The 12561-nt window shown below is 56.5% G+C and carries 8 protein-coding genes; 6 read left to right on the forward strand and 2 right to left on the reverse strand.

Annotated elements, in window-relative coordinates:
- The 5 genes from K6I40_RS01840 (at window position 1) to K6I40_RS01860 (ending at window position 9136) form a co-directional block, all read left to right on the forward strand.
- Entirely contained in the window at window positions 1-834 is an 834-nt protein-coding gene (locus K6I40_RS01840) for a hypothetical protein (RefSeq protein WP_222913491.1), read from the forward strand.
- On the forward strand, window positions 831-3740 hold the full coding sequence (locus K6I40_RS01845) for an ATP-binding protein (RefSeq protein WP_255681428.1): 2910 nt from the start codon (window positions 831-833) through the stop codon (window positions 3738-3740). Before K6I40_RS01840 ends, K6I40_RS01845 begins: the two co-directional genes overlap by 4 nt.
- The gene (locus K6I40_RS01850) at window positions 3730-4434 is read left to right on the forward strand and encodes a hypothetical protein (RefSeq protein ID WP_222913492.1); all 705 of its coding nucleotides are present in this window, start codon (window positions 3730-3732) and stop codon (window positions 4432-4434) included. Before K6I40_RS01845 ends, K6I40_RS01850 begins: the two co-directional genes overlap by 11 nt.
- Before the next feature lie 249 nt (window positions 4435-4683).
- Window positions 4684-8706, forward strand: coding sequence for a DEAD/DEAH box helicase (locus K6I40_RS01855; RefSeq protein WP_222913494.1), 4023 nt, complete (start codon window positions 4684-4686; stop codon window positions 8704-8706).
- The gene (locus K6I40_RS01860) at window positions 8696-9136 is read left to right on the forward strand and encodes a phospholipase D-like domain-containing protein (protein ID WP_222913496.1); all 441 of its coding nucleotides are present in this window, start codon (window positions 8696-8698) and stop codon (window positions 9134-9136) included. Before K6I40_RS01855 ends, K6I40_RS01860 begins: the two co-directional genes overlap by 11 nt.
- Window positions 9137-9635: 499 nt before the next feature.
- On the opposite strand, the gene K6I40_RS01865 is transcribed toward K6I40_RS01860, so the two are convergent.
- Both K6I40_RS01865 and K6I40_RS01870 read right to left on the reverse strand, forming a co-directional pair.
- Complete coding sequence (locus K6I40_RS01865; RefSeq protein ID WP_222913498.1) at window positions 9636-10319, reverse strand: hypothetical protein; 684 nt, start codon at window positions 10317-10319, stop codon at window positions 9636-9638.
- Window positions 10320-10322: 3 nt separating this feature from the next.
- A complete protein-coding gene (locus K6I40_RS01870; RefSeq protein ID WP_222913500.1) occupies window positions 10323-11444 on the reverse strand; it encodes a hypothetical protein in 1122 nt (373 codons plus the stop codon).
- A 191-nt stretch (window positions 11445-11635) separates the two neighbouring features.
- On the opposite strand from K6I40_RS01870, the gene K6I40_RS01875 reads away from it, so the two are divergent.
- Window positions 11636-12292 carry a hypothetical protein gene (locus tag K6I40_RS01875; RefSeq protein WP_222913502.1) on the forward strand — a complete coding sequence of 219 codons (657 nt, stop codon included), beginning with the start codon at window positions 11636-11638 and terminating at the stop codon, window positions 12290-12292.
- Window positions 12293-12561: the final 269 nt, after the last annotated feature.

Genomic DNA, 12561 nt, shown 5'->3' on the forward strand with positions numbered 1-12561 from the left:
ATGAGCGAAGGATACATCCTCAACGCACTGCAGACTCCGGCCTTGTTACGGCCGGTGTACGAATCAGTACAGGACGGGAACGTCACACAAACAGAGATCGGGGACGATACTGGACTTGACGACGACGCAGTCAAACAGGCCACCGACGGACTTCGATACGTCCGTTTGCTCGGCCGCGAAGACGGTGAGTATTATGTCGTCGAGCCGCCGTGGGCTATCGAAGACCCACAGCTCGCGTTTCGCATGGCTATCCTCCATTCTCTCGCGGGAGAGTGTACGCCCGGCGACTGGGGAACGCAAGCGGTCGTGCTGTTGAACTACCAGTACCTTCTCCAATACGACGTACAGTACTTCGAGGCCAACGACGAGGTACTCTACGACGCGATCAACACGTGGCATCGGGACGAGAAGAACTACGTCCCGATGTCCTCGCAGGGGGAGATCGACCTCAACGAGAACAAGTTCGTCAACTGGGCTCGCATCGTAGACTACCTCGGACTCGTCCACAAGGCTCGCGGTCGAGAACACACAGTCTATCCTGACTCCGAGATTATCGCAACATCAGTGTCACTCGCTGTGGAGGAAACCGGAACTGACGGGCATATCGGCATCACCGAGTACCTCGGATGGCTGCGCGAGAACCTCCTACCCGTCGAACTGACGAGCGGCGGCGAGGTTCCTGCACCGCTGGCGCGGGTCCTCTACAATCTGGTGCGTGACGGCCGACTCCGGATCGTCGAGTATGGCGACGCAGAAGCGGTCTCACTCGCCCGGACGCCCAAACGCAATGGGATCGCCACTGAGGCGAATACACTCGAGGTGGTGGCAGAATGAGCGATGCCGCGCAGTCGCCGGTGTCCTCAGCAGAGGCCGCCTGTCCTCACCTCCATGAGGTCGACAACCGGACGCTCCACCAGTTGTTCAGCAAGGTCGCTGCCGTTCGCTCGGAGAATCGCGACCTATTCGATTTCACCCACCGACGTATCGACGTCTTCCGGCGGACGGCGGGACGGTCAGAGGTGGTCTCGGAGGACGAGGTCTACGATGAGTTCGACGAAGACCGGCTGAAGAACTTCGCTGTCGTCATCGAAGGCGAGGTCGGGACCGGAAAGTCGGAACTCTGTGCCGCTCTCGCTCACCAGCTTCGCGATGACGGACGGCCACTACTCCACGTGGACAAGGAAGACGACCTGATGTCGCTTCTGAGCGATCGGATCCCGGAATTTTACCGCGAACAGTTTGGTGAAGAGATGGATGGTGCGGCGGATTTTCAGCAGCTCCGCGACGATATCGAGTCGATTCCTCAGGTCGTCGCGAACAGCGCCGTTTCGAACACGATTCTCAACCTCAACCAGCGCGGCTACAATGTCACCGCTACCGAAGACCAGCAGGACGAGGTCCGCGACTTCATCCGCGACAAACTCCAGTTGTTCGTCGAGAGCGGTCAGTATGCTACTGAGGTGACATTCGTCACCGAACAGGAGTACCGACAAAACGACTTCCTGCAGATCTTCACAGCCACGGCCGTCGAGGAAGCAGTCGAGATTTTTAACGAGGAGATGTGGCGCGTCGTCCGCGACCGCTACGAGACGGCGTCGCTCTCGGAGGTCCTCAAACGGGTCGGTGCGGCGTTCACTGATACGCGACCGGTCATCGTGTTCGAGGACTTCTCAGTCACTTCCATGGAAGCGGCGAAACTGGCTCGATTCATCGAGAGCGACTCGACAGAGAACACGTGGGACTTCATCATCGCCGGAACGCGTGACTCGACCGGGCCACTTCACAGCCGGACGGCCGAGGACCGCTACGAGTTCTACCAGACCAACGAGGCGGATTCACAGAACGTCCTCTTTCTCGACGAGGAGAGCGCTGTCGACTTCGTCCGGCCGTACCTCGGTTACTTCAAGTCCTTCGACGGCAGCGTGAACTACGATCGCGACCACGAAGCAGGGACGTTCGAGTTACAAGCGGCACCATCCGAATCAAGGTGTGCCGACTGCGGGCTCTGTGACGAACAGTTCCGGGACTTGTTCCCCTTCAACGAACACTTCCTCAGGCGTATCTTCGTGGGACTCGACGAGGACCGTCGATCGCCGCGGGAGTACATCATGACAATCTTCGATGTGCTCAGTGACTACTACGAGGGGAAGATCGACGCTCCGTCGGACGCAAAAGCGCTGAAACCGCTGGTAAATCGGGTTTCCGTTGCCGACGCTGTCTACGAGGATGCCGAAGCCTTCTCGCATCTCGCGCGATGGTACGGGCACCTGAACGATATCGACGACACAGTCGAGGTTGACAGGCGATTTGCGGAGGCGTTTGGCCTCGTCGAACCCGATGACGATACTGGTGACCTTCCCGGGCCGATTGAGGCGACCGACGACACCGTCATCGTGCCGTCGTCGGATATCGATATTATCACAGACCCGCCGGGCGGGGGCGATGATGACGACGATGGCGATGACGACGAGGCGGGCCCGCCACAGACGGACCCAGTCGATGACGAATTTGCCGACAAGGCGCCGCTTCTGGAGTCGTGGTTGAACGTTCCCGACAAGTTCGCTCAGACAACTGTCTACCTAAAGCGTGGCCTTGAGGATGCAATTAAGCGACTTACGGACGGCTACGTGCTATATCAGGGTACCGACCTTGAGTACAACCTCAGCAGCCAGAAGCGACCGTTCGTCTTCTCGATAACCGAGGAGACACCAGGAGAGGATCAGATCGTAATCGATCCGGCGGAGTTCCGGCTCTCCGATCTGCGGAGCGTCCTTCGGTTCGGAATCGAACGCGACATGACGCCCCGAAGCGCCGACTATGAGGCGTTACTTCAGGAATGTGGTACTCAACTGACCGGCTACGCTCAGGCTTGGCGAGCCAAAGTCCGACGGACGTACCTCCAAGACAGCGGTGTCCTCTACGAGAAACAGGCACAGGGTCGATACGATTTCGCCGACTTCCTCCTCGGCGCGTATTGCTACGTAGTGTTACTCGATTCGCCTTGGCAGCGACTTACAGCGGAGGCGCTCGCCGATCGGTTCGACGATGGTGAGTATACGATCGACGATGACATTAGTTCGTGGTTGCAAACGGAACTAGAACACGAGAGCTACGAGGCGCTCAGTAATCTCGTCGATGCAGGATCGCATCTCGAGACGATGGTCGGTGAACTGTTCGGGGTCAGCGGCTCGGATCTGGATCGTCTCAAAGTACGTCGCTGGTTCAAGCGCAATTCACCCCGAGACATACTCGCGTCACTAGCGCGGACATATATTGATAACATCGATACCCGGGTTCGGTTCGCTGATGGGACGACCGTACAGACCCTCGCGAACACGGCGTATGATACCCGAAGCGCACTTGAGGAAATCGATAATCGATATCAGCACGAGGTCGTTGAAGACGTCGCATCGAACCTCGATGGGCTTTCGATTGATACTGTAGAACAGACTGTATCGAAACTCGATACATACGACGTGAGCCCGGACGTGATGGAACCACTCAAGCAGTTCCTCCGTCTGAGCCAATCGACCATCGATGACGCTGCGGCTGCAGCGGCGATTGCCACAGACCTCCGGCTGCGGACGTCCTTTGAGGCCCTTCAGGCAACGCTGGCGAGTATCAAGCTTGCTAACTCGACGGTCTACCAGCGGTACAGCAGTATCCAGTTGCAAACAAGAGACAGCCCGGGACAGATCGGGGAGGAATTCACGGAGGTGGCTGAACACTATGTCGAGTGACCGATCAGGCGAAGATGAAAGCGAAGAAACGTTCGAGGATCAACTCGAGTCGATGTACGAGCGGTACCGGCGGCAGCACCTCGAAGACGAACTCGAGGCGCTAGCGATGACGATGGAGGAGACGCTGTTGCAACAGGCGATCGCCGAGACGTTCTTCGAAGAATCGATCGAGATTGAGAGCGATGTCAAGGCCGCAGTTGAAGCGACCGTCGAGAAGCTCGAAGCCGGCAAGTACGATACGGTTGAAGCGGAGCTCGACGAGCTCTCGAAGCAGGTCGACCGTGCAGAAACTCGCATCACGAACAGGATCCAGCAGCTCAGGATCGATCGACAGGACACGGCCACTGCGATGCGTCGACTGAACGAACGTGTCCAGCGCATCGACGGGTCGCAACTGCAGGCGCTCGAGACGTTACTGGACGACTGGAACTGGAAAGAGGAGGTCTTCGTCGAATCAAATGAGACGTATGCAGACCGGCGGAAGACGGCCGCCCAATACGGTGAGGACATGCGAGTCGTCTTCGAGACGCTTAAGGAGCAACTGTTCGGCGTCTACGAGGATACTGAACTCCGACCGCTGGTCGACGACCTCCTTGATGATGACCGACTCCGGTTGGGTGATCTCACGCTGGCAGAACGTCGACAGCTCGCTGACTCCGACCTGGCCAATTACATCGAGTTGAAACTCTCGTAATTCGATAATATATTTGAAAATTGACAATCACTGACTATTCTGAAGTCTCTGGATCATATATTCATTTATGGCACGCAGACGGCAAGCTGTGAGAGGTGTTATCAATAAATGAACCATTTGTCAGCAGGAAAAGGTTAAGGCACATCGGGCGACAGCATCTGACAGTCACTCCATATCAGAATGCAATATATTGACCGCAATACAGACACAAAACGTCTTCACAGCGACGTCAGCCCGCTCATCAGAGCGATGTTGGAAAACCGGCAGGTCAGGTACGAGGACCAGGAGGAACCGCCGTTCGTAACAGATGCGATCAAATACGAACGCGAACGGCAAGCGCGGCGGCAGACCAGTCCATACACGGGCGATGATCGGTTCGTCGAGTCGATTATCGACGTGTTCGGGTTCAACCCGCTGGACTTTCAGGTGAACAGCTGGCAGACCGTCGACAGACTTGACCGACAACGGCGCGCAGACGGCGAGAGCAAGGCGGCCGTCTTCTCAGCACCGACTGGATTCGGAAAAACAGAAGCCTTCCTCGGTCCGCTATATCAACTGCTCCGTGAGGATCGACAGGATTCAGTCGCGATTGTCTACCCGCGGAAAGCACTTCTTCAAGACCAGCTCGGACGAATTCTCGAGCACATCCACTCGATCAAGGCGGACCACGGCGACCAGCTATCTGTCGGCTGCTACGTGGGGAATATGCCGTGGAAGCGTTCTGAAATCGGGTCCAAGAGTTTCTTCGATACAAAGGGGAGTGGACGACCACGCTTTACGCTCTGTAACTGCTGGTGTGGCGAGGAAGAGGAATCACACTCTTTCGAGTACCACGGGACTAACAAGTCGTATGTCGTCCGGTGTGAGAACGATCCGTCACACGAGTTCACTGATCGCGAACTGATCCTCTCGCGCAGCGACATGGTGTTCGACGACCCGCCGGACATCGTCCTGACGACGCTCGAATCGCTCGAGAACTTCGCGCACAAGCCTCACTACTCACTGGTTGATCAGTTCGACACCATCGTTCTGGACGAAGTTCATCTCAACACCGGCCTGCGCGGTGCACACGCGTCGAAGGTCATCCAGAACGTCGACGATATTTCCGACGATCCGCTGCTGTGGCTCGGCTCAAGCGCGACAATTGACGACCCCAAGCGGTTCGGCTCACAGCTATTTGGGCTCTCCCAATCCGCGGTCGAGACCACGAGCCCGCCTCAATCGGACTTCGATGATGATCACGACGACCACGAGCATTACTACTTCATGCTCGCACCTGAGGACGGACCGGGTGTCTCCTCGATGGCTATCCAGCAATCGATGCTGTTGGGACACACGATGCTTGAGGACAAGAAGGGGCGGCGGAGCAAACAGCTCTCGTTCATCGACAGTATCTCTCAGATCAACCAGCAACGGGTCCAATTGGAGGATGCCGACCGCGAGAACGAGCTGTGGCAGTTCCACCGCGATCCCGACGGCGAAAACTGGGACACCGTCGCGGCGGAGATGGACCAACAGTTTATCGACGAGCCGCTCGATTTCATGCCGGTCTACTCCGAACAGGGCTTCGACAGCGAGACGGCCGCGAACAGCGATACCTTGCTCTCGACGAATTTTCTCGAAGTAGGGATCGACGTCGGTGAAATCAAGATAATCACGCAACACCGGACACCGTGGAATCTCTCGTCGTTCCTACAGCGTGCCGGCCGGGCTGCACGAAAGCCAGGGATGGAGTCACATATCGCGGTCTACCTGTCAAACCTAACTGGCGATGCTAACATGTTCTATCGGGCAGACCGGTTCCTCGGTTCCGATATTCGGACACCGCTAAACACGGATAATCCGGTCGTCGAGTGGATGCACGATCGGTTCAACCGGTACTACGAGCAGGTATCCGAGTTGGATGATGAACGCTTCCGGTCGAAACTCGACGAACACGCGACCTTCCTGAAACGATATCTCAAGGACGACCTCAAGTTCGATCGGTATTTCGAGATGCTCATCGACCCGAAGTCCTTCTTCGATACGGAGCTGGGCCTCGACGTACCCGCTGACCGGATGCTCTCGGAACAGGTTGTCGATGACGTTCAACAACAGATCAGCGCATATCTCGACGAACAACACGACGATGTCTCCGATATCGAGGAGTACTTCGGAATGGAAGACGGGGAAATCGTCCGAGGTGCGGATGCGATTGATAGTTATATTCTCGAAGTTCAGGACCAGACACTGCGGGTCATAAACACGTTCACAGGACAGGTGACGGGCTTTGAGAGAACGCTCGAAACACACGATGCGAGTGGCTACGATAATCTCGTCGTAGAATTGAACCAGCAGTTAGCAGAAGCAAAGAACCGAGCACAAATTCTTCCGTCAGGTGATGTTCACGAAACGGTCGCTCACTTCTCGTCACTACTCGCTGATCTATTCGGATTGACTGGGAAGTTGATGCAGTTACGTAATAGCGCCAACGACGCCGCAGAGAGGCCGATTCCACAAGTAAATCAGGACCGGCTGTCCGACCTGAACAACGCTGTCAATCAGCTCGAAACCCTCAGTGAGGACGACCGAATCCAAGAATACTACAAACTCGAAAAACAGATACACTACCTCCAGTCGGCCCTCGATGAGTTCGACTCGTATCTCGGCGGCAAGAACCCGCATAAGTCACTGTACAGGATCAAGGACCTCTTGCGCGGTGCGTACTATTTCGATCTGTACCTTCGGACCGATGGGCGCCAGCTCGCTGACGACGTTTGGTTCGTTCCACCGAATTACTTTGGGAGCGCCGGCCAGTTCGTCAAGGTATTCCGCGAAAGCGACGACCGAGAGCGACCCGAGGAATCCATCGACCAGGTCGTGAGCACGCTCGCTCCATATCGATCGGAGTATCAGTCCGAATCGGGTATGATGCAGGCGTTTCTCCCCAAAACGACCGTCACGGACGATGGCGTCGTGATGGATTACACGAAACACGTAACGGGAGAAGAACGAGATGGTGTCCTCGTGCCGGACACGCTCCAATTGTCCGAGATCAAGGATCTGTCTGGAGATAGCGCTATGGAAATTGTCCAGTACTGTCCCGAGTGCTTCCAGATCTTACCGGGAGATATCGACAGGTGTCTCCGACACGATCATCGCAAGTACGGAAAGATCCATTCCGAGCCACACGTCGATACCTCCGTTACCGATCGAACTCCGATCGAAACGACCGGGAATCTCATGCTTGCCGATCTCGAGGCGACGGTTTCGCTTGAAAGCGTGACCCTCGAGATAACGCCTGCCAAGTACTACGGTGACGAAATCGGTGTTGCGTACGACTCGGACAGTGATCGATTCACGCAGGAAATCGAAAGTCCCGAAGCCCCGCTTGGGTTTACCACACGGACGCGAGGATTGGTATACGACATGACGTCGTTCATCGACGGCCTCGAGGAGAAGGTTGGAAACTACGTGCAACGGTACAAAGACCTCGAGGACGACGGAGACTTCGAACATCTAGCTTACCACACGGCGGCACACTTCTTCCTGCAGTTGGTAACTGACATCAGCAGCGTCAACAACCAGCGTGTCTTCTACGGCTTCGATCGTGACGCCGGCGAAGTTTACGTCTTCGAACGAACGGAGGGCGGTCAGGGTATCGTCGATCTCGTGTACGACGAACTCCGAACCGACCCAGGAAGTGTGCTCGAGTCGATGAATCGACTCCTGTACAACGAACAAGTCATCGGCGAGCGGCTGTGGGCTCAGAGCACCTTCATCGACGCGCTCCCCACTGAAGAGACGAGCGTAGCGACCGTCCGGCCGATTATCGAGGATTCTCTGGGAACTCCCTTCGACTCGGTCATCGACCGGGTTACCGAAGAAATCATCTCGACGATCGACCGTGCCCGCCAGTTCGCTGGCGACGAGGGTATCACGGTGACCGATGCCTACGAACTCAAACACATCGTCGCAGACGCACAGGTTGCTGGCGAAGACGGATTCCCCAGCGACGCTGTCACCGAACACGACGCGACGGTCTCCGACGTTGATCGGGTCGAGACCGCATTTTACTCACCGGACATCGACGGCTGTGTCGAGAACCTCCACATCACGGAGTGTATCGCCGCTGGCGATCAGAGCGAGACGCTCAGCTACGTTGTCCTCGAGGCACTTCGGAATTATCTGACTGGGACCGTCCCAGCTGAGGAGGCCGCCGAAGAAATGTTCGACCGCGAACTACCCCCAGGAGGTGAGATCGATGGTACGAGCATTTTCCTTGACTTCTGAGAGCCTGCGATACTTCATCGGCTACACGCTGTTGCACGCCCGTCGAGCAGTCATCGTCTCGCCGTGGTTGAGTGACGTGGAACTGCGGTTCCCGGTGAACGAACACCTCGACGACCGCCGGATGGGGATGCTCGATGCCATTGATGAACTCCCCAATACGGATGTGACGCTGATCATTCGCGAGGGCGAGGATCACAATGATTTCATCCGCAATCGGCTTCCTCAGGGCGTGTCGTTGCTCGAGATCGATGATCTCCACGCGAAGGTCGTCGTTTGTGACGAATTTGCCTACCTCGGGTCGGCCAACATCACCAGAGGCGGACTTGCCCTTAACCGAGAAGTCTGCGAGATAATCGAAAACGAGTACGAGGACGCCATCACCTACGTCAGCGAGGAATTGGATATCACCCTCCCGCGCGACCAGCCCTGACCGCGTTCTGCCGGTCACGCCTGCCGTCGCGCCGTTCCCCCGTGAGGACCCAACGGTAACGGACCGTCGAGGCGATCAACAGAACACATCACAAGTCGGCAACCTCGAGGGCTGGAAAGCGACTCCCGCTCCTCAAGGGACTTCCTCTGTCGACCTGCGTAGCGACCGGACACACTTCGGCGTGGGCCAGGATATTGCCATCCCGACCACGACTACCGTTTCTTTCCCCACACCACCTTGCCCTACCGTTTCACCAACCAATTATCGATCACCACAGCCGTCGCCGCCTCGAGCGCTCGGTCAGATGCCGCCCCGCACCAGACGTTTTCGCTTCTCTTTTTCTTCTTCGGAGCTGTCGTTGTGGGAGTCGGCCAGAAGCCGTTCGCCGTTGACATCGTGGATGATTTTCGTCATTCTTGCTCACCGGGTACGCCCTTGCCGCAAGGGCACTGACCCGAGTGACTCCATCACAGTTAAATTGATAACGAGAATTGGGCTGCTACTCGCTTGGTTTGGTTGACGCTGGATCAACGAGGACATCTTCCGGTCGCGTAATCTGCAGAATCCACTCGGGCCCCTGCTCGTCCGCAAGCACGTCGTTGATGCGGTCTGCATGCTGAAAGAGGTCATCATCGTCGAGCGTCACCAAAACGCCTGAGCCGCCGTCAGCGGCCCAAGATCCCGCATCAGTTACGACATTGGTGTCAGCGTCGTGATCGAGCACGTCGTTGATCGCAAATCGGAGCCCAAGTGGCGGCATGGGATCGATCACAGTACCTTCCAGCGCCGATTCTAAGTGTTCGACACGGTGCTTCACCGCTCTGACGAACTGGCGGAGACGACGAAGGATCTCCCGCCGATCATCGAGTCCGGCGAGTTGTCCTTGCAGGTTACGAACGTGTCTCGTGTCATTACCACCAAAGTAGGTCCGCCTGTCATTGGAATCGTACTCCTCGATTTTCTGTTCCGTTTCCAGAAGAAAGTCGACCATATCTTCGTAGATATCACGGCGGCGGGCGACGACATTTCTCAGTTCCTCGAGAACAGTCTCACTGACGATGAGGGTGACTGATGTTGACGTCACGAGAGCCGTTGCATGGTCGGGCTCCCACTCTCGCTGGACGAAGTTCAGCAGGATACACGTGTCGGCGAAGACTTCTGTCGTTGATGCTTTGCCTGCCATTAATCACTCCAAGTATTGGTCTGCGAGAGAAGCAATGGTCTCAGTTACGTCGTCGTTCGAGACTGTGTAGTCAGTATAGTCGGGTCGAAGACCAGCAGCAGCCAGTTCGCGCTCAAATTGGTCGGCTGCGCGATCGAGTTCGGCTTCGAAGTCGGCAAGTCGATCTTGGTGGCGAGCACGCAGCGAGTCCGCTGAGGGACCGGTAGCGGTCTCCTGCGAAATGACGAGACAGGGATACCGCCAGACGTAGTAGTAGAAAAACTCCTGCATCGAGCGGATGACTGCCAGATGCTCCTGCTCGAGCGATGCTGATTCGCGGTCAGTGAGCATCATCAGCCCGTCTTCGATGAGATCGGTGCCGCGGACGAAGCCGTCGAATGTCGCCGATAGCGAGTCTGACGATCGGATCGTACAGTGGAGGTCGGAGATATCAAGACTAGTAGACTTCGCGATATCGTCGATAGACTGGGCTGTCTGCTCATCGTCAAGGTGAGCGGCGACAATCGTTTCAACCTCGCGCAGTCGGGTTCGGAGATGTGTACTCTGTACGTAGAAATCTCGATACGCGGGTGGTGCGTGATCGAGATAGAAGTTCTGGAGGAACCGCATCGTATTCTGGTACCACACGTCCGGGATCGTCGAGGTATAAAAGTCGATAATTTCACCTCGCCTATCGCCGAATTCCTCCGAAGACGGCGTTGGGTCTGGGTCCGGTTCCGAGTCTGTTTTATCGGAGAACAATACTGGATCTATGGGCTCTACGCCCGAGTGATGGGACGGCTGTATCCCGGAGTCATCGATGGATTCGACGATTTCATCGAGCGTCCCGACTGATTGGTCGGCTGGCGCAGCGTCGTCCGTCGGCTCGTCTGGACTCGGAAGCTCGTCGAACGCCGACTCGAGTCCTGACGGCGTGACGGGGTCACTAGGGACAACTGCACCAGCGAGGTACCAGCTGTATGTGAGCGGGAGGTTGAACTCGTCGACTGCGAGGTAGAGTAACTTCTGGAGTTTCGTCTTGGTCGCGTACTTAGGATCGATGTCCTCGAGGCGATCCATCGCCGTTGCGATGCACTCGAGCAGTTCGTCGACGAGCGCGTGTTCCTCCGTTGAAAGCTGTGCCATTAATCCAGTCTCCGAAACAGGCGTTGTTCCAACAAGCGCGACTGCACGTTAAATATCTTGATAGTGGTGTCGCCGAACAACAAGCCATTGCGGAGAACCACCAGGACGGCTCAGTAGTTGGCAGATCGTAGTGAACGGTTATTCCAAAACGTATTGATATGATTCAAGTATGTCCGCTCGGACGCCCGTCTATGTGCCCACCGATCAACGTCGCGTTCTGGACGACGTTTTACGAGACATATGAAGACCCCGACCGGACGTACCACAACGCTATCGCCGCCACAGATGACATTGTCGAGCGCGCAGCGCGGCTCTGGGACTGGAAGGACCTCGGCCGCGGGGTTGACTTCGAGTCGGTTCGTCCCATCCTCGAAACGACAGCCGTTGACTCGTCTCTCAAGCGCGAGCCGGCTGCAGCCGTGGATTCCTTCGGTCGAACCCTCGTCGAATCCGGTGCGCTCGCGAACGCAACGGTCGTCACGCCGGCGTTCATCCTTCATCTCGCGGATAGTGATCCCAACGAATACTCGGTCCGCTTTCCAATTTTCGACGCACGTGTCTGGACTGCATTCGTCTTCCTCTCTGGACGGCGGTCGGGGTCGGACACCCTCCCTGTAGGTGCGACAACCTCCGCGAGAAAGTACGGCGAGTTCGTTAATTTCTTCGATCGGACGCTTCCTGACGATACGGCGGGCCGAACCTACGAGCGGGCGCTCTTCAGATTCGGGTCGTACATCAGTAACGTCCCGGAAACGGAGATTAGCGAAATCCGCACGCATCTGAATGGCCTCGAGGCAGCGGTCGACCAGTATGCGGACTCGACCGCTAACTATCTCATCGAAATGTGACGAAGAGATTTCTCTCTGGCTGGTGTCTACTCGCAATTACAGCCAGTCGAAGTTGATTGTGATTAATGGGTGACCAGATATCGAATTGGACTGGGATGGCTCTGGCGTTCGATTAACAATTTAAGTACCCCCGGCTGTCTCCACGGGTACCGAACGAGATTTGGCCGGACGAACGGACAAACTACCGGAACGTATAATATCCCAACGTGACATAGTACAATTACTTGCGCCCCGGCGTTCGCCCGCCGGAACGGATTGTTGGCACCGTC

The organism is Natrinema sp. SYSU A 869 (assembly GCF_019879105.1).
Lineage (GTDB): Archaea > Halobacteriota > Halobacteria > Halobacteriales > Natrialbaceae > Natrinema.

Bases quoted from the DNA above. Each gene is read 5' to 3' on its own strand.
- K6I40_RS01875 (WP_222913502.1), top strand. From the start codon at position 11,636: ATGTGCCCACCGATCAACGTCGCGTTCTGGACGACGTTTTACGAGACA.
- K6I40_RS01840 (WP_222913491.1), top strand. From the start codon at position 1: ATGAGCGAAGGATACATCCTCAACGCACTGCAGACTCCGGCCTTGTTA.
- K6I40_RS01870 (WP_222913500.1), bottom strand. From the start codon at position 11,444: ATGGCACAGCTTTCAACGGAGGAACACGCGCTCGTCGACGAACTGCTC.
- K6I40_RS01850 (WP_222913492.1), top strand. From the start codon at position 3,730: ATGTCGAGTGACCGATCAGGCGAAGATGAAAGCGAAGAAACGTTCGAG.
- K6I40_RS01845 (WP_255681428.1), top strand. From the start codon at position 831: ATGAGCGATGCCGCGCAGTCGCCGGTGTCCTCAGCAGAGGCCGCCTGT.
- K6I40_RS01855 (WP_222913494.1), top strand. From the start codon at position 4,684: ATGTTGGAAAACCGGCAGGTCAGGTACGAGGACCAGGAGGAACCGCCG.
- K6I40_RS01865 (WP_222913498.1), bottom strand. From the start codon at position 10,319: ATGGCAGGCAAAGCATCAACGACAGAAGTCTTCGCCGACACGTGTATC.